The sequence below is a fragment of the Paraglaciecola sp. IT1134 genome (genome assembly GCF_058068185.1).
Genome location: NZ_CM176486.1, coordinates 724,861 through 749,626, shown reverse-complemented (window position 1 = coordinate 749,626; position 24,766 = coordinate 724,861). Strand labels below are relative to the sequence as shown.

The window sequence follows — 24,766 nt, the reverse complement described above, 5'->3', positions numbered from 1 at the left end:
TTTAAATATTGGTTTATATGATTAACAAACAAGATAATACACAAATGACAACAATGGCATTAAACGGGCAATGGCAGTTTTGTCAGGCTGACAAACAACAATGGCTAAGCGCCACTGTACCCGGTTGTAACTTCACCGACCTATTAGCGCTCAAATTGATTGATGATCCGTTTGATCGGGATAATGAGTCACATCTGCAGTGGATCGAAAAGAAGAATTGGCACTACCGTCGATCATTCCAACTAACGACTGAGCAACTGGCCCATAGTGAAGTTAACCTTGTGGCACTAGGACTCGATACGTTTTGCGATATCTACCTGAATGGTCAGCATTTAGCTGGTGGACAGAATATGTTTGTGGGTCAGTATCTGGCATGTAAGTCTTTGCTAACTGTGGGTGAGAACAAATTAGAAATTCGTTTCCGTTCTCCCATAAACGAAGTATATCCACAGTATGTCGCCAATGGTTTTACCTACCCTGCAGAAAACGATAAGAGTGATGAAAAACTCAGTATTTTTTGTCGAAAGGCTCCTTGTCATTTTGGTTGGGATTGGGGACCAAAGTTCGTCACTTCCGGTATTTGGCGAGATATCTATTTAGATTTTATCGATACGCTAGAGATAAAAGATGTGCATTTTGTCCAAAAGCAATTATCAGCCGAAAGTGCCCAATTCCGTTTTGATATTTATGTTTCTGCGTTAGCTGAATTTAGCGGTCAGGTGCGAGTCACTTGTGAGCAAGCACCTCAATTAAATCAAACCCAACCGGTTAGTTTTTCAGCGGGATCGGTAGAGCAAATGTTATCGATGGATTTCACCTTAGCCGAGCCTCAGCGTTGGTGGCCAAATGGGTTGGGAGACGCGTTTTTATACGAGTTTAGCTTTGAGGTAATAGAAGATGAGAAAGTCCTTTCCTGTCACTCCTTAGCCGTGGGTTTGCGGGACATAGAAGTCGTTAACCAAGCCGACGACATGGGGGAATCGTTTTATTTTAACGTAAACGGCCATCCTGTGTTTATGAAGGGGGCGAACTATATTCCTGACGATAGCTTTATTCACAGAGTGACCGATGAGCGTCATCAGCAATTATTTGATGCCGTGGTCGCCGGTAATATGAATATGCTGCGAGTGTGGGGCGGTGGCATCTATCAGGACGATAAATTTTATGAATTAGCCGATCGTAACGGTATTTTAGTCTGGCAAGATTTTATGTTTGCCTGCACTTTGTATCCAGCGAACCAGGCCTTTTTACAAAACGTAAAACAGGAAGCAGAATATAACGTTAAACGCTTACGTAACCATCCGTGTATTGCTATGTGGTGCGGTAATAATGAAGTGGACATGGCCATCGAAAAGTGGCAATGGGCTGATAAGTTTGCCTACTCGGACGAGCTGTATACACGTCTAAAACAGGACTACATGACGCTGTTCGATGATTGTTTACCTGGAGTAATTAGCGCCCTTGATAGCCAACGTTTTTATCTACGCTCTTCTCCCATTGGCTTTTGGGAAAATGATGAAGACAACAAAGCAAATCACCATTATTGGGGGGTTTGGCATGGAGAAGAACCCTTTAGTGAATATAAAACACGTATCCCGCGCTTTATGAGTGAATATGGTTTTCAGTCTTTCCCGATTGCTGAGTCAACCCATCGTTTTACCCATCCTGAGGATAGACAGCTAGAATCGGCTGTAATGCAGGTGCATCAAAAGCACCCAAGGGGTAATAAGTTAATTCGCAGCTACATGGACGAAGAGTTTCACCCGCCAAAAGACTTCGACAAATTACTGTACCTTAGTCAGGTGCAGCAAGCTTTAGGGCTGAAAATGGCCTTTGAAGCCCATCGCGCCGCGATGCCGTTTTGCATGGGCACCTTGTATTGGCAGTTGAATGATACGTGGCCGGCAGCATCTTGGTCGGGCATCGATTATTACGGCCGTTGGAAGGCGTTACATTATCAGGCCAAACGCAGTTTTGCTCAGCAGTTATTAGTCATCGAGCAAAATGACAACACCCTAGATGTTACGCTCGTATCTGACGATTTGACTGCGTTTTCAGCTACGTTACAGGTTACGATATATCAATTTACGGGCGAAATTTTGTGCTCACATGAACACAGTGTCATTGTGCCCGCCAATGCATCTCAAGCTGTATTCTCTCTGGAACTAGCACAGCTAATCCCCGCGGAATATCTGTGCAGCACCGTAGTGATAGCCAACCTTGTGCACATGAAAAACGCACAAACATTAGCGCAAAACTCACACTTCTTTGTGGCAAACAAATATTTGGCATTGCAAGCGACCAAAATCGAATGCACTAGGGTGATCGAAAGTGAACAGTTATCGTTAACGTTCACTACCGATAACTTTGTTCGCCAATTGTATGTCAATGTCAGCGGACATGATGGCAACTTTAGTGATAATTTCTTTGATCTCATGCCTAAGCTATCCAAGACCATTTCCCTGTGTCTGCCGGGCATGAAACACAAGGAAATTGCTGAGTTGGCTGCTACGCTGAGCTGGAGTTCGTTAATTGATAGTTATGAACAACAAGTTCCCGAGGTTCAAAACGGGGCTGGAATGAAATAATGATTCTAAGTTGGATAGATATCGTAGTCATCATCGCCTACCTGGTGTTGGTTTTGATGATTGGTTTATATATTTCTAAGCGTGCTAGTCGCGATATGAATTCCTACTTCTTAGGTGGGAAAACCATTCCCTGGTGGGCGTTAGGGGTGTCAAACGCGTCAGGCATGTTCGATATTGCCGGTACTATGTGGCTGGTATCCATGTGTTTTGTGTACGGTTTAAAAAGTGCGTGGTTACCTTGGATTTGGCCGATATTTAATCAAGTATTCCTGATGGTTTATCTATCTGTGTGGCTGCGTCGCTCTAATGTTATGACCGGTGCTCAATGGATGGAGACCCGGTTCGGCAAGGGCAAAGGCGCCGAAATGAGCCAGCTGATCGTGGTGGTGTTCGCCCTGGTCAGTGCCATTGGCTTTATCGCCTATGCCTTTAAAGGCATAGGTAAGTTTGCCGCTATCTTTTTCCCTTGGGAGTTATCCCCAGATATCTATGCGTTAATTATCTTCACAGTCACTACCGTGTATGTAGTAAAAGGCGGCATGTACAGCGTGGTGTTCACGGAGATTTTGCAGTTTGTGATCATGACTATTGCCGCCGTTTCGGTAGGGGTGATTGCTATGTATCTGGTTTCACCTGAACAATTAGCCGCTGCGACACCAGAGGGCTGGGACAATGTTTTCTTTAGCTGGCAGCTCGATCTGAACTGGCAAGGCCTGATTGATAGCGTCAATGTGAAGGTTGAAGAGGATGGCCTCGAGCTATTCGGTTTGATGATCATGATGATGCTGTTTAAAGGTGTGCTATCGAGCATGGCGGGCCCTGTGCCCAATTATGATATGCAGCGTATTTTGGCCACGAAAAGCCCCAAAGACGCGGCCAAAATGAGTGGTCTGGTGTCCTTGGTGATGTTTTTCCCTCGTTACATGATGGTTGCGGGCCTGTCGATACTGGCCATCGTCTATATGGGGCCTGACATTCAAGCTCAGGGTAAGCAATTTGATTTTGAACAGATACTACCCTTTGCGATCAATAACTTTGTGCCTGTGGGGCTAACCGGTTTACTTATTGCGGGGCTATTGGCCGCATTTATGTCGACCTTTGCGGCGTCGGTAAACGCGGCCCCTGCCTACTTTGTAAATGATGTATATCGACGCTACATACGCCCAGATGCTGACAGCCGTACCTATGTGCGTATGAGTTATATCGTATCGGTTGTGCTCGTCGTGTTAGGTATGGGGCTGGGTCTGATGTTAGGTAGCATTAACGCCATCATGCAATGGATCTTTGCTGCCTTGTTTGGGGGGTATACAGCGGCGAACTTGCTTAAATGGCATTGGTGGCGATTCAATGCCTACGGCTATTTCTGGGGCATGTTAGCAGGACTTATTGGCGCGCTGGTGTTACCGGTTGTATTACCAGATGTTCAGCCCTTAATGGCATTCCCACTGCTACTAATCTTCGGTTTAATCGGCTCGATTGCTGGCACCTTGTTAACCCCGGTGGAGTCTGACGACGTGTTATGTGAGTTTTATCGCACTGTAAAGCCCTGGGGTTTTTGGGGACCCATTCGTGACAAAGTGGTGCAGCAAGCACCTGACTTTACGCCCAACAAAGAATTTTCCCGGGACATGGTTAATGTGGTGGTAGGTATTATTTGGCAGTTAGCCTTAGTGGTTATGCCGATTTATTTGGTGATCCAGCAATGGTGGTCAATGTTGGCAGCCTTTGGTGTCATTTTAATCACTAGCTGGGTCTTGAAAAAGAACTGGTTAGATAAACTCCCAGAGTGAGTCCTAGTATGAAAAAACAAATTTTAGCAGGTGCATTATCAGTATACGCTTTTGGTGGACTGATTGGCTGTACCACAAGTTCTGTTGACGTCAGCGACGTTAAATCGGTTATTAGCACTGCTGATAGTCACGTTTTAAAATACGTGGATCCTTTCATCGGTACTGGCGGCCACGGACATACTTTTCCCGGCGCGGTTGTGCCTTTTGGTATGGTTCAGCTAAGCCCTGACAACCCTTCAAAAGGTTGGGATTGGACATCGGGTTATAACTACAGTGACAACCAGTTGTTAGGCTTTAGTCACACCCACCTATCGGGAACCGGAGTGGGTGATTTACTGGATGTATTGGTCATGCCCTTTCGCGGTGACTATAGCAAACGACTGGATAACGAATTAGGCCGGGTAGTGAGTGACTACTCACATGATAATGAGTCGGCATCCCCTGGTTTTTATGCAGTCGCTTTACCTCAAGAGCAGGTTGAAGCAGAGCTAACCGCTACCGAGCGCAGCGGTGTGCATCGCTATACTTATGCGGGACATGAGGATGCCAAAATATTAATCGATTTAGGTTATGCCCAAAATTTTGATAAATCAGTTGCCACTTTTATACGCGTATTGGATGACCATACTCTAGTGGGGTATCGCTTCTCTACCGGTTGGTCCGATTTTCAGCCAACTTATTTTGTGGCCCAGTTTAATCGGCCCTTCAGCCATCAGTTTTATCGCGAAGGTGAGCCTCAAGCCGGCCCCTTTATTAACTCCGAAAAAAGCGAAGTGGTGTTGAATTTTGGGGATATCGCCAGTCAATCTTTGGTCGCTAAAATTGGTCTTTCCTATGTGAGCATTGATGGGGCCCAGCAAAACCTGGCTGCAGAAGTGCCACACTTCGACTTTGACAAAATTAAACACCAAGCCCAAGGTCTGTGGACTACGCAGCTTGGTAAGTTTACGGTAACGGACAAAGACGAACAGGCTAAACGTAAGTTCTACACGGCTTTGTATCATTCTTTTTTGGCACCCCAAACATTCAATGATGTAAATGGGAGCTATTTCGGTGCAGACGGAAGTGTGCATAATAGCCAGCAATTTAAACGGTACTCGCTGTTTTCATTGTGGGATACCTTTCGGGCACTACATCCACTGTTAACCATCAGTAATGGTGAACGGGTGAATGACATGGTGAGTTCCATGATGGCGTTTTATGACGAAACTGGCCTTTTACCTTCATGGGACCTCATGTCTAATGAAACCGATGTAATGATCGGTTATCACGCTGCGCCGGTGATTGTTGACGCATATTTTAAAGGCTTGACCGATGTGGCGCCCGAGCAACTATTTCAAGCATTAAAGACCTCAGCCATGCAGCAACGTTTTGGTATCGACTTATTCGCTAAATATGGTTATGTACCTTCAGATTTAGAGGTTGAAGCGGTATCAAAAACCCTCGAATATGCCTTTGACGACTGGGCGATTGCGCGGCTTGCAAAAGCCTTACATAAAGACCCGGATTATCAGTATTTCAGCCAGCGTGCCCAGGCGTACAAGACTCTCTTTGATAAACAAAGCGGCTTTATGCGCGGTAAAACCAAAGATGGAGATTGGGTGGATAACTTTAGCCCGACCCATGTGGATCACAGAACCACGGATTACACAGAAGCCAATGCCTGGCAGTACACCTGGTTTGTTCCCCATGATGTTAACGGTCTAATGGACTTGTTTGGTGGCGAGGTCCCGTTTATAGACAAATTAGACACCTTGTTTACTATGGATTCGTTTATGGAAGGTGACGTGTCACCGGATATTTCAGGTTTGATTGGCCAATATGCCCATGGCAATGAGCCGGTGCATCATGTGCCTTATATGTATTCACTCACTTCGCAAAAATGGAAAGGCGAACAGCGCATCAAACAGATCCGCGACACTATGTATCGAGATGATCCAGACGGTCTTTCAGGTAACGATGATGTGGGCCAGATGTCTGCTTGGTACGTATTCAGCGCCTTGGGTTTTTATCCGTTAAATCCCGCCGACGGTCAATATATATTGGGCACACCCCAGTTTGATAAAGTGGAAATTCATTTACCGGCGAATAAGACGTTGATCATTAAGCGGTCTTTTTCAAAGGAATCATCAGAGGGTTATGTAAAACAAGCAACCCTCAACGGTGAGCCTGTGAAATTGAATACCATTAGCCATAGTGATGTGATGGGCGGTGGAGAGTTAGAGTTTACTTTTTAGATCACGTCGTACTTTTTCAAGGTGGCCATTAAGGCCACCTTTGTTATTTCCTCGATAAACTTTATTACGCCAAGCGAGCCTGCGCCGCCGCATAACCAATCATGCCTTACTCGACATTAACTTACCGTTTCACATAAAAGGAGCTAGTCCCGGAAGATGACGCCCCGAGCTAACTATACCTTGCTCGACAACCCCTTTGTTAAGTCTCACCCATGTCAGATTTTTCGCTCATAACCATAACTCAAGGGTTAAAGCTGTTCCTCGGCAAATTCCGCCAGACGGCTGCGTACCACCCCATCCAGATTGATGGTGGCACTGCCGGAGAAATTTTTAAATTTCTCTACTATGTAGGTTAAACCTGAGGTGACCGCACTCAAATAATTACTGTCGATTTGGGCCAGGTTACCGCTACAAATCAGTTTTGTGCCTTCACCGCAACGGGTAATAATGGTTTTGAGTTGCGAGGCGGTCAGATTTTGCGATTCATCTAAAATGACAATGGCATTTTGAATACTGCGCCCGCGCATAAAGTTGACAGATTTAAATTGGATATTGGCTTTTTCCATGATGTAACTCATGGACCCTTTCACGTTTTCATCATTTTTATGTAAAACCTCTAACGAATCGGTGATCGCCGCTAACCAGGGAGCCATTTTTTCTTCTTCGGTGCCGGGTAAAAATCCGATGGATTCCGCGATTTCCGGTGTGCTACGGGTGACGATGATCTTGTCATACATGTTTTTCTCGACCACCATCTCCAAGGCGGCCGCAAGAGCTAACAAGGTTTTACCACTGCCTGCGGGCCCGGTTAAAATGACCAAATCAATATGCGGATCGAGCAAAGCGTGAAATGCCATCGCCTGACCAATGTTTTTCGGTGAAATGCCCCAGGCTCTGCGCCCCATCAAACGCTCGTAGCCTAAATCCAATACATCCATGCTGTCTTTGCTCACTGACTCGATAAGTCCGGCAAAGTGTTTCGTGTCATCCAGCACAAATTCATTGACGTAGGCTTCAGGCAGCACGCTGCTTGCTAAGGTATGTATGGTGTCGCGACCTTCGGTACGACTGTCCACCGACTTAACATCAGCCCAAAAATCTCCCTTGAAGCGGTGGAACCCTTTGGACAGATATTTAATATCACTGACAAGTTGGTCGGTTCGATAATCCTCAACATGGGCCAGGCCTGCACCTTTGGCTTTAAGGCGCATGTTAATGTCTTTGGTCACTAATACCACTATGCGCGGAGCGCAACTGGATTGTAAATGCAGGGCAGTGTTGATAATGCGATTATCATTTTCATTGCTGGTAAACAGGTTTTGATCTGCAGGCAAGGCGTGATCCGCAAAGATCGACAAATTTCCTACTGGGGCCGTTTCCCCCGCCCCGAGTCCTTTCATGGAGACACCGGCCATCAATTGTTCTGGAGTGGCGTCATGTAATAAATCTTCCATGGCCCGAATGGATACTCGCGCATCTCTGGCCACGTCTTTTTTACTGTCTTTAATGTAATCCAGCTCTTCCAATACCGTCATCGGGACAACGACATCATTTTCTTTGAAAGATAAAAAGGCAAGAGGTTCGTGGAGCAGAATATTGGTATCTAACACATAAATCCGAGTTTTTGAGGTATTTTCTTTTAGCATCCGTTACTCCATTTGCAAAAGGGCTACTGCTCACCACGCCATCACTCACCTGCCAAATTTGCGCTTCTTTGCATGCAAACTTGCCACTGTATGAACTGCCATTGGCTACAGGTTATTCTCACAATAAACCACTTTGTTGGCTTATTCATCAACTTTTGAGCTGTCTGCTGATTAAATTTTCTGCCCCTGGTAATTACTTGAGCAGCTTGGGCTTTTTAAGTGCTTATCCTAAAATAGGGTGCCCATAGTAATGACAATAATCGGGATTCAACTCCTAGCGGCGCCCGTAATGGTATACAATGCGCGCCGGGTGACGCTCACCGGGTGACGCTCACCGGGTGACGCTCACCGGGTGACAATCACCGAGTGACACTCGCCGCGCGACGTGCGCCGACATTATTGGTAACGGATCTCAGATCGTTCATACCGCCGATAGGAGAAAATTTATGGCAGTACCACATTCATTCGCACTGGGTCAGCGTTGGCTTAGCGATACACAAACTGAATTGGGCCTGGGCACGGTAGTCGCCGTCGATGCCAGAGCCGTCAGTATATTATTTCCCGCCACTGGCGATAGTCGCATCTATGCTATCGGCACTGCGCCTCTTACCAGAATTAGCTTCGCGGTTGGTGAAACCCTGACCAGCCATGAAGGTTGGCGATTGAAAGTATCGGCGGTAGCCGAACAAGCCGGTATGCTCACTTACACCGGTGTCCGTGAAGATACCCAAGAAAAGCTGGTGTTAAAAGAAACCTTCATCGACCATCATTTTCAGCTTAACCAACCAGAACAGCGCTTATTTGCTGGGCAGTTTGATGATCCAAAATGGTTTGATTTACGTGAGCAATGCCTGACTCATCAGTATGCCCACAGTACCTCCCCCCTACTTGGCTTTGTTGGTGCCCGGGTCGACCTTATTCCCCATCAGTTACACATCGCCTCTGAAGTGGGCCGCCGACATGCCCCTCGAGTATTATTAGCCGACGAGGTGGGGTTAGGCAAAACCATTGAAGCGGCCCTAATCATCCACCAGCAACTGCTTACTTCCCGAGCTCAACGCGTATTGATTGTCGTGCCGTCGAGCCTGGTACATCAGTGGTTGGTGGAAATGCTCAGACGGGTAAACCTGGCTTTTTCGATTTTTGATGAAGAGCGGTGCAGTGCCATGTCTGGCGAGACGGGTAACCCCTTTGAAGCGGAACAACTGATTATTTGCAGCCTGGATTTTCTGGTGCACAACGCCAGTTATTATGAACAGGCGTTACAAGCCCCCTGGGATTTAATGGTCGTGGATGAAGCACATCATTTAATCTGGTCAGAAGGTCAGGCATCCCAGGAATATCAGGTGGTGCAAGGTCTGGCCAAGGTGACGAAAGGGGTTTTACTGCTAACCGCAACCCCCGATCAACTCGGCCATGAAAGTCATTTCGCCCGCCTGCGATTACTCGATCCCGCCCGTTTTCATGATTACCAGAGTTTCGTCAAGGAGGAACAACAATACAGCCAACTGGCTCAGGCCATATCTCCTTTGTTGTCTCACGCCCAGCTTAGCCCTGCAGACATCGCCGCCATTAGGGATTTTAGCCAAGACGATTCACTTGGCGACATCAATGCCATGTCAGTTGAGCAAAAGACCACCTTGCTGCATACCTTGCTTGACCAGCACGGGACGGGACGTTTGTTATTCCGCAACAGTCGGGCCGGGGTGACGGGCTTTCCTACACGTAAACTCATGAGTTATAGCTTAACCCAACCCGAAGAATACGCAGATATACTGGCCGCAGAGCCAGACGACGTACAGTTACACCTTACGCCTGAGCGTCATCCTGATCTTGTGGATACCTGGGTAGATATGGATCCCAGAGTGGAATGGTTTATCAATATTTTGCAGTCCTTAAAAGGCCACAAGGTATTAACTATCTGCGCCAATGCCAGTACCGCGTTGCAACTCGCCGAAGCACTGAGAGTGAAAGCCGGTACCCGGGCCACAGTATTTCATGAAGGCATGGGGATAGTGGAGCGTGATAAGGCGGCCAACTACTTTGCCCAAAGCGAAGAAGGGGCTCAGGTGCTGATCTGCAGCGAAATTGGCAGTGAGGGGCGCAACTTCCAGTTTGCCCACCATTTGGTATTGTTTGATTTACCCCTGGTGCCGGATTTGCTTGAACAACGGATCGGCCGTCTGGATCGTATAGGCCAGACCGAAGATGTGTGTATACATGTGCCCTACTTCGATTTGAGTGCCCAGCAGGTATTGCTCGACTGGTATCACCAGGGGCTCAATGCCTTCGAACAGACCTGCCCTACAGGCATGACAGTATTTGAAGAAACCCAAGAATTGCTGATTAGCTGTATATTGTTCCCCACTGATTTTAAAGCCAGCGAGCAACTGATTAATCAGACCGCCATTTTACATAAGCAACTTAAACAAAAATTGGAACAAGGCCGGGACAAGTTACTGGAGCTCAATTCATCAGGCAAAGGCCGGGTTGAACCCCTGCAAAACGAGATCCTGCAAAACGAAGATTCACCCACGCTCGAGCTTTTCATGACCCGCTTGTTTGACACCCTGGGATTGTTGCATGAAGAAAAGGACGAATACTGTTACACCCTACATCCAACTGAGACCATGCTTGCCACCTTACCCGGCCTGGATGAAGACGGCATGACTATCACCTATGAGCGTACCGCCGCCACCAGACTAGAACATGTTAGCTTTTTCAGTTGGGATCATCCCATGGTGCAACATGCCATGGAAACCGTCACCACTGAAATTACCGGCAAGACTTCCGTAGCATTATGTGAAGATAAAACCAAACCCGCCGGTGCTTACTGGCTGGAGTGTTTGTTTGTCTTGTCGGGCAAAGCGGATAAACATCTGCAGTTAGAGCGTTTTTTACCCCCTACCCCGATCAAGATTTGCATTGATCCGGGCAATCAGGTCGTGGAAAAACAGTTTGTCAGGTTGAACTCAGTACGTCCTAAAATGGGTAGTAAGTTAATCAGGGCCTTACATCCGAAACTTATTGAAGCCTTTAAGGTGGCGCAAATCCACGGCGAACAAGATGCTGAGCGGGTACGTCACCAGTGCCAAAGCACTATGCAGGACTTGCTGGGTAGTGAACTGGAGCGCTTGAAAAGCCTGCAAAAGGTTAACCCGTCAATTCGCGACGAAGAGACCGCTCACCTGCAACAGCAGATAGCCAGTTTGCAACAAGTGATTGCCCAAGCCAGAGTCAATTTGGAAGCCGTACGACTAGTGGTCAATAACCCTTAGTGACAATCATCAATTATGCGCCCCCTATGTGGCCTTATCTGGACATAGTGTTTAAGGATGAACACTTCTTAATCCTCAATAAACCCAGTGAACTGCTCAGTGTGCCTGGTAAAGGACTGGCACAACAAGACAGTTTACAACTCAGGGTGCAGCGGGTCTATCCAACAGCTACCATAGTACATCGGCTGGATATGGCCACCTCGGGCTTGCTAGTGATGGCCTTAAATAAGGCCGCCCACCGGCATATTTCCAAACAATTTGAGTTACGCCAGACCAGTAAAACCTATATAGCCAGAGTTTATGGCCAGGTCACAAAAGAAACCGGCTGTGTGGACTTGCCACTGATCTGCGATTGGCCAAACCGGCCAAAACAAATGGTCTGTCAGCAAACGGGCAAAGCCGCTCAAACAATGTGGCGGGTATTAACACGTAACAGCTTGCACACACGCATGGAACTTACCCCCGTCACTGGCCGCTCACATCAATTACGGGTGCATATGTTGAGTCTGGGTCATCCCATTTTGGGGGATAGATTATATGCTCATCCACAAGCACTGCAAATGGCACCCCGTTTGCAATTACACGCCCAATCACTGGGTTTTAGGCATCCGCATCATGAGCAAAGTGTCAGCTTTTTTGCCCCCGCTCCCTTCTAATTTGTATTTAGCATACGCCCATTCGTTAAAGTTAGTGGCACTGGCACCCGATAACTAAATATTCCCTAGTAATTCAGGTCAAAATGAAAAGCAGACATGGTCACTATTGGCTACTGAGCGGGTTGTATTTGATGGCCCAAGCCGTATTCGCTACCCCGACTCAATTTCTGGATATGGAACGAGAATTTCTATCTAATAGCTACCAGATCCTCGACGCGGGTGATCAGCAAGTGCTGCTCATCACTTCAGAGGCCACAACCGCCATCGCCCGGGGCGTGGCCATTCTGGTTGGCGAGTCGGGCATTTCTCCAGTGAGTGATAGAAGTCTGGCACCCTTGGCCGAGCGTCTAAATGCCATAGGCTGGGTCACCATGTTAGTGGCCCCGCCGGCAGTTGGGTTTGAACCCTCATTGGTAGATGACAGTCCTCAACGCTCCTCAGACAAAGAGGCTGGCCAGCCACCCGCCATTGAATCACCGGCGGCTCACGAGCAAGCGACTAAAATGGATCCGGGTAAGTTTTTGGAGCACCAAGCTCAGTTAGTCGCCTCAATGCAAGTGATAGTCGAGCGATCCCGTCAATATCCAGGTTTTTTGTTGGTGATTGCCCAAGGAACGAGTGCAGCCTGGTTAACAAAAATCTATGCGGAACAACAGTTGTCCCCCCCAGACGCCCTGGTGGTGATCAGTCCATTTTGGCCTACTCGCCAGTACAACCCCATGCTTGCCAACCAAGTGGCCAACACACCTATGCCGGTTTTGGATATTTACCATACCCGGGATAACAGTTGGAGTTTGCAAAGCGCCAATAAACGCAGAGTGTCAGCCACTAAGGCGCTCAAACTGCACTACCGCCAACGAGAAATCAGTATTCTGGATGATCCCAGCCAACTGAATAAAGAGATATATGGTTGGTTGCATTATTTGGGTTGGTAATAACGATGAAAGCATAACAAGGGTATGCAATAAAATACCTATGGATTCGATTGCATACCTTTATTTACTCCCATTTGCCATTATTTGGCGGATAAAAGCCGCTTCTTTTACTATACTTTTGGCTGATCAACTTGACCAGAGAGAGCATTACTACCAGTGATAAGTGTCCAACGGTTTGTAAATATCAAAACTCAACAACTTGCCTATTTCGTCAGGGGCTTTTGGAACGAGCGGATTTTGTATCAGGAATTGGATTTGTATTTTTGGGACACTTTGGAAGAATGGTCTCAAGTTAGCCAAGGCAAAAACCAGCCATGCTCCCAACGGGAAAGAGTGTTTTGGTACCTGTTACACCAGTTGCATTTTTGGCCTGAATACAGCCTGCTGAATGATCCTGTGGTGCGTTGTGATTTAAATTCTTGTGTAACCTATTTGGAACACCAGCAAGAGTATCCTTTACCGCAAAATTACGTGGGCGCTCGTCCCTAAACAATGTCGTCTTCGCTGTTCACTACCGGTGCGCTTGGCTTAGCGTGCCAGGGTGCTATTTTTAGCAACATCAACATGCCTGGTAACGCACACAGGAAACAAATCATAAAAAATTGAGTATATCCCACGGCCTCAATAATAAAACCCGTAGCAGCACTGACAAAGGTACGTGGCACAGAGGCAATACTGGAGAACAAGGCAAACTGGGTAGCAGTGAAATGCCTGTTAGTGGATTTGGCCATAAAAGCTATCAAGGCCACCGAGCCCAAACCCACACCCAAATATTCAAACCCGCTGGCTAAGGCTAATACAAAATGGTCATAGCCAACCACAGAAAGCAGCACATAACCCAGGATAGAAATCAGCTGAAAAACGCCAAATATCCATAAACTGCGATTTATACCTAACCTGATCATTACGATACCGCCCAGTATAGTCCCCACTGTCGCACCTATGGTTTTGGATATCTTGGCCACCGAGCCTATTTCGACGGTGGAGAATCCCATATCCAGAAAAAACGGCGTTTCTAAAGCGGTGGCCATACTATCTCCGAGTTTATAGGCCATGATGAACAACAGTATCAACACGGCCTGCCGCCAGCCTTGTCGTTGAAAAAATTCGGTAAAGGGGTCCACAACGGCCGAGCGCAGGGTTTTAGGTTCTTCCCCTTGTTTGGATGTTTCATTGATCATCAAAGTGGTGACCAATCCCACCAGCATAAAGGCGGCAATACTCAAATGCGCCAACGACCAGGGAAAAAAACCTGCCAATATCATAGCAAGCGAACCGGGTATAAAAGACGAAATTCGATAAGCTTGGGCATAAAAACCATTGCCAGCCCCAAGTTCATCATCCGGTAATAATTCCCGGCGGTAGGCGTCAATTACGATATCCTGACTGGCGCTAAAAAATGCAATGGCAGCAACTATGCCGATAATCTGGCTGATGTCAGTAGCCGGATCATAAAAAGACAAGGTCGCCATTAGGGCTATCAGGCCAAGTTGGGTAATGAACATCCAGCCGCGCCTGCGTCCCAATACGGGCACCACAAATCTGTCCATCACAGGTGACCATAGAAACTTCCAGGTGTAGGGGAACAGCACTAGATTGATCAACCCTATAGTAGATAGGTCGATATCTGCAGAGCGCAGCCAGGCGGGTACAAATTGAATGAGCAAATATAGGGGTAAACCGGAAGAAAAGCCGGTACAGATACAGATTAGCATGCGTTTATTGAGTAAGGCCTGCCTTAAAGATTTTTTATGCATAATGACGTGTGGTTCTTATTATATTAGGCCCTGAATTAACTTAATCAGGCGATGACAACTTGATTGCGTCCGGCTTCTTTTGCTTTATAGAGTGCTTTGTCTGCACATTCTAGCCAATGCATATGATTTGAAAACTTTGCGTCGAACTGGGCGACTCCTAAACTAACGGTATAGGCAATAGTGTGCTGTTCGTACTGAACTGGCATTTTTTCTACCAGGCGGCGGATGCGATCCGCTAAAAATTTCACATTTTCCCCAGGGGTATCTGGTAGTAAAATAGTAAATTCCTCACCACCATAGCGCCCACAAAGATCCGTGTCACGGGTGGCTTTTTTGATGATGTTAGCCAAGGTGCGGATAACTTCGTCGCCTGCAGCATGACCAAAGGTATCGTTGACCTTTTTAAAGTGATCAATATCTAGCAGGATAACTGATGATTGTACATTGCTACGCTGATTACGTTTAAATTCCCGAGAAAACTGTTCTTCCCAATAGCGACGATTAAATAAACCGGTCAACCCATCGATTCGACTTATGTCCTTTAGTTCAGAATTTAATTCTTCGATGGCCTTTCTGCCCAGTGCCTGATCCGTTACGTCGTAAACCACAATACATATCTGATCGACCTGTCCGGTTAACGACGCTAAAGGGAAGATAGTGATGTTTTGATACATGAATTCAGAATGTGAGGTAATGGGCCTGTTCGCACCAAAACGAAACAAAAACGGGCGCTGTTCCCATATGACAAAAACCGGGCTCTTTAATGAATATACCGGTTCTGACTTGGCCTTAAACCACTGAGAGTCGATCTCGGGAAAAAATTCAAACAATGATTTGTCGCGAATTTGGCTGGGCACGATATTACTGTGGTTTTCCATAAACAAATTCCACACCTGAACCTCATAGTCGCGGTTGAGCACCACTATACCTACCTCTATGGATCCCAGTAAATCGTGTTTCCAATGCATTTCAGCAATATCTTTCATATCTCGCATATAGAGAGCCTTTAAGTTCCTGTCTTAACAAGCTTGTTAAATACAAGCTCCATGGCGTTACCCGGAAATAACAACAGAAGATCAAAATGCACATCCTGACTCTTTATTGAGTAGGCGATCTCGATAGCTAAAATTTTATCCCAACGTACCACCTTGTTATCCAATAACTGGTCTATATCACAATGTCTGCCGAGTATAATGGGGTGGTTATGACTAAACGTGATATGCAATTGTTCAGACAAGGCGTTTAAACAGGCGCCGATCAGGATATTTGAAATATCCATCAAGGCTTCCAGTTCGAATTCTTCGGTATCGCCACCCTGGGTATATTTGAGCAACTTGCCTACATTGGTCAGATTCGAATCATTAAACAACACCAGGGCTTCACCATTGATACCTGAGCCTATAAAACCTTGGGAGACAGCTGAAACACTGGCATTGCGTTTAAGGTCCATTATTGCCATGTGGATTTCGTTATTGGTAATTAAATTCACATTAGGGATCGGCAGGTTAATAAACTCTCCCAACAATTTGGCTAACTGCTCACCCGCCCTACCCATGGCAATATTGGCCATTTCGCGATAGGCATCGAGCTCATCTGGCTCGTTATCCTGGGCAACGACCTCTACTGTGGCTGCGCGCTCCTGTGAACTGGTTACACCGGAATACAAGCCAAATTGATTGAGGATTTCACTGAGTTTTTGATTGTCTATGGGTTTGGCTATGAAACTCAGTGCGCCGAGGGCCATCATCTTGGCATAGGCTTCGGGCTGCACGTCACCGGAAACCACTATCACCATAGTCGGTAAATCCTGATCTTTGATCGCCTGCATGGTCTCGTAACCATCCATCACGGGCATATTCAAATCAAGAAACATCACATCCGCTTTGCCTTGTTTAATTTGCTCGATAGCTTGCTGGCCGTGTTCGGCAAAACTGATCGCCACATCCCAACCGTCCGGTATGGAACGCGCCATCTGACGCCGGGCAAAACCCGAATCGTCGCAAATCAGTACGGCAGTCGTCATAGGGTCAAGGATTTCCGTTTAAATCGCGATTGGCGCTTTAATAAGCGCATGTGATTGATAATTTAGTAATTTAAAATCATCAATAGTGAAGTCAAAGATACTTTTTATCTTAGGGTTAATCTGCATATTCGGCAAGGCAAAGGGTTGACGAGATAACTGCTCTTTAGCTTGCGCAAGGTGATTGACATACAAATGCGCATCACCAAAAGTATGAATAAATTCCCCGAGCTGCAAATCACAAACCTGGGCAACCATCATAGTCAACAAGGCATAACTGGCGATATTAAAAGGCACACCTAAAAACACGTCACCACTGCGCTGATATAGCTGACAAGACAATTTGCCATCCAATACATAGAACTGGAACAGGGTATGGCAAGGCGGCAATGCCTGTTGCCCTTTTGCAGCATTCTCTTTAGGCGATAACTTGGGGTCAGGCAAAACGCTGGGGTTCCAGGCACTGACTAGCAAACGGCGGGAGTCCGGATTGTGTTTAATCTGCTCAATCACTTGACTGATTTGATCTATTGTCTGTCCGTCACTGCCTTGCCAACTGCGCCACTGTTGACCGTATACCGGCCCCAACTCACCTTCATCGGTTGCCCATTCATCCCAAATTTTTACGCCATTTTCCCGCAAATAGGCGATGTTGGTTTCCCCTTTGAGAAACCACAACAGCTCATGAATGATCGAGCGAAGGTGGCATTTTTTGGTCGTCACCAAGGGAAACCCCTGACTCAAGTCAAAACGCATCTGATGGCCAAAGACGCTGATTGTCCCAGTGCCGGTGCGATCTTCTTTGCGTGTGCCGGTATCCAAAACCTGGCGCATAAGTTGTAAATATTGTTGCATGCTAACTGTTTATCCTTTGCCGTGAATTAAATTGTAACATCCTTAGTGTGTGGGCTCATATTCCCCTTTCGTATAGCCCACACAAGCAATATAAATCCACCTATAATCATGGGTAAAGATAAAATTTGGCCCTGGGAAATACCCTGAGAAAAAAGACCGTCATAGAGGCCAATATGCTGATCCGGCTCGCGAAAAAACTCAACAAAAAAACGAAAGCTACCGTAAGCCAATAGAAATACCCCGCTTACCGCTCCCACAGGCCTGGGTTTACGCGAATAAAGCCACAAAATGGCAAATAACACTAGGCCTTCCAGGGCAAATTCATACAACTGAGAAGGATGGCGGGGCAAGGGCCCGGCGCCGGGGAAAATGATGCCCCAGGATACATCTGTGGTGCGGCCCCATAACTCACCGTTAATAAAGTTGCCAATACGTCCGGCGCCCAAACCAATTGGCACCAGAGGGGCGATAAAATCCCCCACTTCCAGAAAAGTACACTTCGCCTTTTTGGAAAACCACCACAGGGCCGTCAGTACACCAAGCAGGCCCCCGTGAAATGACATACCTCCGGTCCAGATTTTAAATAAATACAACGGGTCAGATAAAAATAAATCAAACTGATAAAACAGCACGTAACCAATGCGGCCGCCTAAGATAACACCCAGAAATCCCCAAAACAGCAGATCACTTAGTTGCTCCTTGCTCCAGTTAGTGCGGGACAAACGCACCCCAGCCAACCAAAATGCAGCGAAAAATCCAATCAAATACATCAATCCATACCAGCGTAAACTTAGGGGTCCTATACTGAAAATGATTGGATCGATTTGAGGAAACGTTATATGACTAGTTAACATGCTTTATTTTTTATCCTAGTAACATTCGCAAGCTGACGATAACCAGAAAGCCAGCGAAGATTTTTTTAAGTAATTGAGTATTCAGGGAGTGACTAAGTTTCGCCCCGAACCCCGCGGTAAGTACTGAAGTAATGACTATGCCCAATGAGGCAGGCAAGTATACATAACCTGCTGCCCATTGGGGTAGATGTACATTGTTCCAGCCAGCCAGTACAAAACTAGCTGAGCCAAAAAACGCGATAACCAGACCACTAAATGATGCGCAACCTATGGCTTGACGGATGTTGACACGAAACCGTATCAAGGCGGGTACCAAAATCGCACCCCCGCCTATGCCCATAACAGATGATACGCAACCTGTGACCACACCGATAGTCACAAGTGAGGCTTTGGATGCGTCATGCTGTGACGTTTTACGGCCAATAAAAACCATTTGCACCGCAATCACTAACACCAACAAAGCAAAAACCCTTTTAAGAAGTTGTGGATCGATGCTGGTGGCAATCGTGGCGCCAAAAACTGCACCCAAAATAATGCCCATGGCCACCCAGGCCAGCACAAAGCGATTTAAGTTGCCTAATTTATAATGCGCCCAAGATGATGACAACGCCGTAAATATGATAGTCGACAACGACGTTGCAATGGCCATGGGCATGGCTAAAGCAAGGGACAGCCCCAGATGTTCCACAAACAGATAAAGTAGCGCAGGCACTATGATGAGCCCGCCGCCTATGCCAAGCATTCCCGCCAGGACCCCCACCACCGTGCCTAACGCTAGGCAAATAAGCAAAATTAAGAGTGCCGGCTCCAACGTCGTCTCCTCACAATTTGTTACGCAATGGGATAGCCGACCATTTAGGTCCCGGCCCTGACCAACCCACCTAGACCAACCTGCTCAAGATAGACATTGACCGCCTGACGCACATCTTTGGGATTACTCATCCCCAATACTTCATCCAGCAGTTGCTCAGAGTGCTGTAAGCTGACACTGCGCACCACCCATTTAATTTTTAACAAACTGTGGCTATTCATACTCAGCTTGCGATAGCCCATAGCCATCAGCAAAATAATACCCCCGGGCTCCCCAGCCAGTTCACCACACAGGGTAATCGGTATATCTAATGCGTTGGCCTGCTTGGCAATACTGTGCAGCGCAGCTAATACGGCCGGATGGTAACTGTCGTACAAATCCGCCACACGGGCATTGTTTCTGTCCACCGCCAATAGATACTGAGTCAGATCGTTACTGCCTACGGAGAAAAAGTCGACAATTTTGGCCAATTGGGGCATCTGATAAATTACAGCCGGTACTTCGAGCATTACCCCAATTTTGGGTCTAAACAACTCAGCGCCTTTACCTTTTGCTTCTTCTTGGACTTCATAAAATGCCTGATTTATCAAACGTTTTGCTTCAGCCACTTCGCTAACTGAGGTGATCATCGGTAACATTATTTGCAAGTTTTGCAAACCGATACTGGCACGTAACATGGCGCGTATCTGGACTAAGAATATTTCCGGATGATCCAGGGTTAGGCGTATTCCACGCCAACCAAGAAAGGGGTTATCTTCGCTTATGGGGAAATAGGGCAGGGGTTTGTCGCCGCCCACATCCAACGTACGCATGGTAAAGGGCTTTTCTGGCTCGGCGCTTAACATCGTGCGATACAGGTCAACCTGCTCCTTTTCAGTGGGAAAACCTTGACGCAACATAAAAGGGATTTCGGTGCGAAATAGGCCCACTCCGTCAGCATGCGCCGAATAGTTGTTTTCCACTTCCGTGGACAATCCCATATTCACGAATAAATTAAGGGCGCAGTTGTCGGTGGTGACTGTGGGTAAGTCATCCTGGGCCAAAATTCTTTCGGACAATTGCTGCTCTTCGATTATGAGCTGCCCAAACTCACGTTCGATTGAGGCGTTGGGAGAAACGATGATAGCGCCAGTGTAGCCATCTAACAGAATATCTTTATTATCTAATAAAGACAGGGGGACACCTGTCAAGCCCATTACTGCCGGGATCCCCATGGCTCTTGCCATGATTGCTGCATGGGAGTTATTCGAACCCCGAATGGATACCAGGCCACGCAGCTTTCCTTTGGGGAATTCCGCCAACATGCTGGCAGTGAGCTCTTCAGCCACCAAAATACAACTGTCAGGCAGGATATCACGGATATGGCGACTGCTATCCAAATTGAGCAGATTGGCCAATATGCGATTGGATAAATCTTCAACATCCACCGCCCGTTCACGCATATATACATCGCTCATACTCTGAAACTGGTTAATATAGGTTTCAACCACCAGCTTTAACGAAGTAGGGGCATCCCAACCTGAATAAATTTTTTGCTCAACCTCGCGGCCAAGACTATTGGCATCCAGCAGGTGTTGATAAAGCGTAAAAATAGCCTGAACATCTTCAGGAACCTCACCCTGAATGCGTGCCGATAACACATCCACCTGCTCTCGGGTTTGTATCACGGCAGCCCGGTAATGTTGCACCTGAATGTCATGATCCGAGCTGCGTTTGGGTAAGTGATTGCGCAGGTTAACCAGTAAATTTTGCACCACCCCCACACCTGCAGCCAAGCCGGATGAACCAGGCAAACCTTTAAGGGATTTCAATTGGTTTTGATCGGTATTTTCGTCGGTCAGACTAAAGCTGCCCCTAGCCTCGGCATTGACAATTTCTACCGCCAATTGCATCGCAAGGGTCACCAAAAAGGCTTCTTCGTCCTGACTGAAGCGACGCTTTTTATATTGCTGTAAGGTTAATACCCCCAATACTTTACGTTGGTGAATAATCGGGGCACCTAAAAAGGCGTGATATTTCTCTTCCTGCACTTCTGGGTAATGTTTATAACGAGGATGGGTTTGTGCATTACTAATATTAATCGGCTCTTCACGCTGACCAATTAAACCGATTAATCCTTCGGAAAAACCAATGCAAACTTTCCCTATAGCGCTTTTAGCCAAGCCTTCAGTTGCCTTGAGCGTAAAATGCTGTTTCTCGTAATTGGCCAGGTATAAGCTGCAGGAATCAACGTTTATTGCCTCTTTGAGGCTTTTTGTCACACACTTTAACGCATCGTCCAGGACGGGGGTTTGATTAACTTCCATAACGATGCGCTTGAGCTTGGTTAACATATTAACTCTTAGTTTCTACGTCGACGTTTATTTCTCTGGCCCTGAGGCGGCTTGGTATATAATGACATTGCAGTAGGAGCAAACTCCTTCATCGCCCGGCGATATACCTCTCGCTTGAACGACACCACATTTCTCACCGGATACCAAAAACTCACCCAACGCCAATCGTCAAATTCGGGATGACCGGATTGTAACAAATCCACATCCTGTTCTTTACAGGTCAGTTGTAACAAAAACCATTTTTGCTTCTGGCCTATACACACAGGGGCACTACCCTGACGAATGAGACGTTTAGGCAATTTATACCTCAACCAGTTTTTGGTTACCGCTAAAATTTTTACCTGTTCAGGCTTTAGTCCAACTTCCTCATATAGTTCGCGATACATTGTTTGTTCAGCAGTTTCACCTTCATCGATTCCGCCTTGCGGAAACTGCCAAGAATGTTGACCATAGCGCCTCGCCCAAAAGACTTGACCTAAATTATTACAAATCACTATGCCAACGTTGGCGCGGAATCCTTCGGCATCAATCACTTAGACTCCCGAGAATTCAATTCTTTTAATGACTGGCATTCTTCCATAAACTACCTGGCATGCATAGAATTAAAAATCTTCAAATTTAACTGACGGTCAGATATGCCAAGAAATATAAGCCTTTTATATTGGGGGTTGGCCAGCAGTTATCTTCTGGCGTTATTTTTCACCCCTTATCCTTTGAGTTTTATTCATAAAGGCCTTGCCCATGAAGTTGCCTGACTCACCTCCTGGCAGTGTCAGGGAATTACAGCTGCGCGCCGGGCAATTGGCCGGTTTCACCCTGGGGGAACTGGCGGATATAGCAAAAGTAAGGGTACCCAAAGATTTCAAACGGCAGAAAGGCTGGACAGGTCAATTATTGGAGCTCGCCCTGGGCGCCCAAGCAGGCTCTAAAGCCGAACAGGATTTTCCCGCTTTAGGGGTAGAACTTAAAACCATCCCCATAGACGCCACAGGGCACCCTTTGGAAACCACCTATGTCTGTTTCGCGCCCTTGCTTGGAGTCGCTAGCCTGGCATGGGAGCAAAGCAATGTTAAAAATAAGCTCAATACCGTGTTATGGGTGCCCATTGATGGCAGACGGGCCATCCCCCCTGCTGAGCGTGTGATCGCCACCCCATTTCTTTGGTCTCCTTCTCACGAACAGGAACAATGGCTGCGCCAGGACTGGGAAGAACTAATGGGCATGATTTCCATGGGGGAGATTGATAAGATCACCGCTCGCCAGGGACAGTACCTGCAATTGCGACCCAAGGCCGCCAATGGCAAGGCCTTGACGGATGCTATCGGCACTAATGGCCAGCTAGTTAAAACCCGGCCCAGGGGTTTTTATCTTAGGAAAGAATTTACCCAAAAAATTCTGACAGATTATTTTAGTTAGCAGTATGCTAGCCAAGAGAATTGTTTTTGTGATCTGATCATCAATATGTGTATTAGCCCAAAAAAAATCCCCCGCATTTGCGGAGGATTTATGTATAAGAGACAGGCCTGAGGTGCCTTTACATTTCTCTGTATATTGTTCAGTGTTACTGAGGGGTAATTACTGGGGAGTACGCAAAACCATCAACCTGATTTCGGTCATATCCTCCATGGCATAAACAATACCTTCACGGCCCAAGCCAGATTCTTTTACTCCACCGTAAGGCATGTTATCTACTCGCCAGCTGGGCACGTCACCTATGATCACGCCACCGACTTCCAGCTCATTCCAGGCTTGATGCGCTTTGTAAATATCACGGGTAAATACCCCGGCCTGCAAACCAAACTGACTGTTATTTACCTCTTTTAGTGCTTCGCTGTAATCACTAAATGAGCTAATAATGGAAACTGGGCCGAAGGCTTCTTCGGCGTTGACGGTTGCGTTACTTGGCACGTTCTCCAGCAAGGTCGCTTGCAACATGGCCCCGTCACGTTTACCACCGGCGAGTATTGAGGCGCCACTTTTTACGGCCTCCTGGATCCAATTGTCTAAACGCTCAGCTTCAGATTCTGAGATCATCGGGCCGATAAACGTATCTTCATTTAGCGGATCACCGTGCACCAAGTTGGCCACCTTATCCGTATAGCGTCGTTTGAAGTCCTCATACAGTTTTTCATGCACCAAAATCCGCTGCACACTGATACAGCTTTGCCCGGATTGATAATAAGCCCCGAAAATAATCCGCTCCACCGCGTCATCTAAATCCGTACCTTCATCCACTACACAGGCCGCATTGCCACCCAGCTCTAGGATCACGGGTTTTTTACCTGCTTTGGCCTTAAGTTCCCAGCCCACTTGGGGGGATCCGGTAAAGCTTAGCAATTTGAAGCGCTCATCTGTGGTGAACAAATCCGCACCGTCCCGGCTACAAGGCAAAATCGAGAAAGCCCCTTCAGGTAAATCAGTTTCGGCTAATATCTCACCGATGATAATGGCACCAAGCGGAGTGCGGCTGGCGGGTTTCATCACAAAGGCACAACCCACTGCCAGCGCTGGAGCGATTTTATGCGCAGCCAAATTAAGCGGAAAGTTAAACGGAGAAATAAACGAACAAGGGCCAATGGGTACTCGTTTATACATCCCCTGATAGCCTTTGGCTTTGGGGGTAATTTCCAGGTTTAGTACTTCGCCATTCATCCTGACCGATTCTTGTGCGGCAATTCTAAAGGTATCAATTAAACGGGTAACTTCACCACGAGAGTCTTTGATCGGTTTACCCGCCTCAATACACAGAGCATGAGCTAATTCTTCAAACCGTTCTTCGAAGCGCTTTACACAATGATTAAGGATTTTTTGCCGCTCAAAGGGCGCCATTTTATTCAGCAGTGGCTGACTCTTTTCTGCCGCGGCAATCGCCTGGTCAATCACCTTGGCATCGGCCAAGGCCACATGGGTGGCCACTTCACCGGTATATTTGTTGGTAACCGCCAAATCCTGATTGGCAAACACCGCTTTACTGGCAAGGTAATAGGGGTAGGTTTTAGCTAGCAT

18 protein-coding genes are annotated in these 24,766 nt (G+C 46.9%); 8 read left to right on the top strand and 10 right to left on the bottom strand.

Translation table 11 applies throughout. The features are described 5' to 3' along the window. Window positions 1-17 precede the first annotated feature (17 nt). From AC3RV5_RS03400 to AC3RV5_RS03390, 3 genes are read left to right on the top strand one after another with little or no spacing between them, the layout of a single operon-like run. Window positions 18-2,588 carry a beta-mannosidase gene (locus tag AC3RV5_RS03400; RefSeq protein ID WP_489730577.1) on the top strand — a complete coding sequence of 857 codons (2,571 nt, stop codon included), beginning with the start codon at window positions 18-20 and terminating at the stop codon, window positions 2,586-2,588. Next, on the top strand, window positions 2,588-4,378 hold the full coding sequence (locus AC3RV5_RS03395; protein ID WP_489730576.1) for a sodium:solute symporter family protein: 1,791 nt from the start codon (window positions 2,588-2,590) through the stop codon (window positions 4,376-4,378). The genes AC3RV5_RS03400 and AC3RV5_RS03395 overlap by 1 nt, the downstream gene beginning before the upstream one ends. Window positions 4,379-4,386: 8 nt before the next feature. Continuing rightward, window positions 4,387-6,615 carry a GH92 family glycosyl hydrolase gene (locus AC3RV5_RS03390; protein WP_489730575.1) on the top strand — a complete coding sequence of 743 codons (2,229 nt, stop codon included), beginning with the start codon at window positions 4,387-4,389 and terminating at the stop codon, window positions 6,613-6,615. A 248-nt stretch (window positions 6,616-6,863) separates the two neighbouring features. Here the strand turns inward: AC3RV5_RS03390 and AC3RV5_RS03385 are convergent, their stop codons facing one another. Further along, entirely contained in the window at window positions 6,864-8,261 is a 1,398-nt protein-coding gene (locus AC3RV5_RS03385; RefSeq protein ID WP_489730574.1) for a PhoH family protein, read from the bottom strand. A 446-nt stretch (window positions 8,262-8,707) separates the two neighbouring features. Between AC3RV5_RS03385 and rapA the strand changes: the two genes are divergently transcribed. The 4 genes from rapA (at window position 8,708) to AC3RV5_RS03365 (ending at window position 13,619) form a co-directional block, all read left to right on the top strand. Further along, window positions 8,708-11,539, top strand: a complete 2,832-nt coding sequence (rapA, locus tag AC3RV5_RS03380) for an RNA polymerase-associated protein RapA (RefSeq protein ID WP_489730573.1) — start codon at window positions 8,708-8,710, stop codon at window positions 11,537-11,539. Then, on the top strand, window positions 11,539-12,195 hold the full coding sequence (rluA, locus tag AC3RV5_RS03375) for a bifunctional tRNA pseudouridine(32) synthase/23S rRNA pseudouridine(746) synthase RluA (RefSeq protein WP_489730572.1): 657 nt from the start codon (window positions 11,539-11,541) through the stop codon (window positions 12,193-12,195). Before rapA ends, rluA begins: the two co-directional genes overlap by 1 nt. An 83-nt stretch (window positions 12,196-12,278) precedes the next feature. Beyond that, a complete protein-coding gene (locus AC3RV5_RS03370) occupies window positions 12,279-13,130 on the top strand; it encodes a DUF3530 family protein (protein WP_489730571.1) in 852 nt (283 codons plus the stop codon). Between the two features lie 156 nt (window positions 13,131-13,286). Further along, window positions 13,287-13,619 (top strand): hypothetical protein, encoded by a 333-nt coding sequence (locus AC3RV5_RS03365; RefSeq protein WP_489730570.1) that lies wholly within the window; start codon window positions 13,287-13,289, stop codon window positions 13,617-13,619. Here the strand turns inward: AC3RV5_RS03365 and AC3RV5_RS03360 are convergent. Genes AC3RV5_RS03360 through rppH form a run of 8 tightly spaced genes read right to left on the bottom strand, consistent with a single transcriptional unit; the run spans window position 13,616 to window position 22,293 of the window. Beyond that, entirely contained in the window at window positions 13,616-14,887 is a 1,272-nt protein-coding gene (locus tag AC3RV5_RS03360) for an AmpG family muropeptide MFS transporter (RefSeq protein ID WP_489730569.1), read from the bottom strand. The genes AC3RV5_RS03365 and AC3RV5_RS03360 overlap by 4 nt on opposite strands. A gap of 44 nt (window positions 14,888-14,931) precedes the next feature. Then, on the bottom strand, window positions 14,932-15,882 hold the full coding sequence (locus AC3RV5_RS03355; RefSeq protein WP_489730568.1) for a GGDEF domain-containing protein: 951 nt from the start codon (window positions 15,880-15,882) through the stop codon (window positions 14,932-14,934). Between the two features lie 11 nt (window positions 15,883-15,893). Beyond that, the gene (locus AC3RV5_RS03350; RefSeq protein ID WP_489730567.1) at window positions 15,894-16,910 is read right to left on the bottom strand and encodes a response regulator; all 1,017 of its coding nucleotides are present in this window, start codon (window positions 16,908-16,910) and stop codon (window positions 15,894-15,896) included. 18 nt (window positions 16,911-16,928) lie between these two features. Beyond that, window positions 16,929-17,762 carry a thymidylate synthase gene (locus AC3RV5_RS03345; RefSeq protein ID WP_489730566.1) on the bottom strand — a complete coding sequence of 278 codons (834 nt, stop codon included), beginning with the start codon at window positions 17,760-17,762 and terminating at the stop codon, window positions 16,929-16,931. Between the two features lie 26 nt (window positions 17,763-17,788). Beyond that, window positions 17,789-18,616, bottom strand: a complete 828-nt coding sequence (lgt, locus tag AC3RV5_RS03340) for a prolipoprotein diacylglyceryl transferase (RefSeq protein ID WP_489730565.1) — start codon at window positions 18,614-18,616, stop codon at window positions 17,789-17,791. Between the two features lie 10 nt (window positions 18,617-18,626). After that, window positions 18,627-19,427 (bottom strand): sulfite exporter TauE/SafE family protein, encoded by an 801-nt coding sequence (locus AC3RV5_RS03335; RefSeq protein ID WP_489730564.1) that lies wholly within the window; start codon window positions 19,425-19,427, stop codon window positions 18,627-18,629. Between the two features lie 44 nt (window positions 19,428-19,471). Then, window positions 19,472-21,760 (bottom strand): phosphoenolpyruvate--protein phosphotransferase, encoded by a 2,289-nt coding sequence (gene ptsP, locus AC3RV5_RS03330; RefSeq protein ID WP_489730563.1) that lies wholly within the window; start codon window positions 21,758-21,760, stop codon window positions 19,472-19,474. Between the two features lie 8 nt (window positions 21,761-21,768). Next, a complete protein-coding gene (gene rppH / locus AC3RV5_RS03325) occupies window positions 21,769-22,293 on the bottom strand; it encodes an RNA pyrophosphohydrolase (RefSeq protein WP_489730562.1) in 525 nt (174 codons plus the stop codon). A gap of 208 nt (window positions 22,294-22,501) precedes the next feature. Here rppH and mutH point away from each other — a divergent pair, with 208 nt between their 5' ends. Continuing rightward, the gene (gene mutH / locus AC3RV5_RS03320) at window positions 22,502-23,176 is read left to right on the top strand and encodes a DNA mismatch repair endonuclease MutH (RefSeq protein WP_489730561.1); all 675 of its coding nucleotides are present in this window, start codon (window positions 22,502-22,504) and stop codon (window positions 23,174-23,176) included. A gap of 159 nt (window positions 23,177-23,335) precedes the next feature. On the opposite strand, the gene AC3RV5_RS03315 is transcribed toward mutH, so the two are convergent. Further along, complete coding sequence (locus AC3RV5_RS03315; protein ID WP_489730560.1) at window positions 23,336-24,766, bottom strand: aldehyde dehydrogenase family protein; 1,431 nt, start codon at window positions 24,764-24,766, stop codon at window positions 23,336-23,338.

Bases quoted from the DNA above. Each gene is read 5' to 3' on its own strand.
- AC3RV5_RS03400 (WP_489730577.1), top strand. From the start codon at position 18: ATGATTAACAAACAAGATAATACACAAATGACAACAATGGCATTAAAC.
- AC3RV5_RS03395 (WP_489730576.1), top strand. From the start codon at position 2,588: ATGATTCTAAGTTGGATAGATATCGTAGTCATCATCGCCTACCTGGTG.
- AC3RV5_RS03390 (WP_489730575.1), top strand. From the start codon at position 4,387: ATGAAAAAACAAATTTTAGCAGGTGCATTATCAGTATACGCTTTTGGT.
- AC3RV5_RS03385 (WP_489730574.1), bottom strand. From the start codon at position 8,261: ATGCTAAAAGAAAATACCTCAAAAACTCGGATTTATGTGTTAGATACC.
- rapA (WP_489730573.1), top strand. From the start codon at position 8,708: ATGGCAGTACCACATTCATTCGCACTGGGTCAGCGTTGGCTTAGCGAT.
- AC3RV5_RS03370 (WP_489730571.1), top strand. From the start codon at position 12,279: ATGAAAAGCAGACATGGTCACTATTGGCTACTGAGCGGGTTGTATTTG.
- AC3RV5_RS03360 (WP_489730569.1), bottom strand. From the start codon at position 14,887: ATGCATAAAAAATCTTTAAGGCAGGCCTTACTCAATAAACGCATGCTA.
- AC3RV5_RS03355 (WP_489730568.1), bottom strand. From the start codon at position 15,882: ATGCGAGATATGAAAGATATTGCTGAAATGCATTGGAAACACGATTTA.
- AC3RV5_RS03350 (WP_489730567.1), bottom strand. From the start codon at position 16,910: ATGACGACTGCCGTACTGATTTGCGACGATTCGGGTTTTGCCCGGCGT.
- AC3RV5_RS03345 (WP_489730566.1), bottom strand. From the start codon at position 17,762: ATGCAACAATATTTACAACTTATGCGCCAGGTTTTGGATACCGGCACA.
- lgt (WP_489730565.1), bottom strand. From the start codon at position 18,616: ATGTTAACTAGTCATATAACGTTTCCTCAAATCGATCCAATCATTTTC.
- ptsP (WP_489730563.1), bottom strand. From the start codon at position 21,760: ATGTTAACCAAGCTCAAGCGCATCGTTATGGAAGTTAATCAAACCCCC.
- mutH (WP_489730561.1), top strand. From the start codon at position 22,502: ATGAAGTTGCCTGACTCACCTCCTGGCAGTGTCAGGGAATTACAGCTG.
- AC3RV5_RS03315 (WP_489730560.1), bottom strand. From the start codon at position 24,766: ATGCTAGCTAAAACCTACCCCTATTACCTTGCCAGTAAAGCGGTGTTT.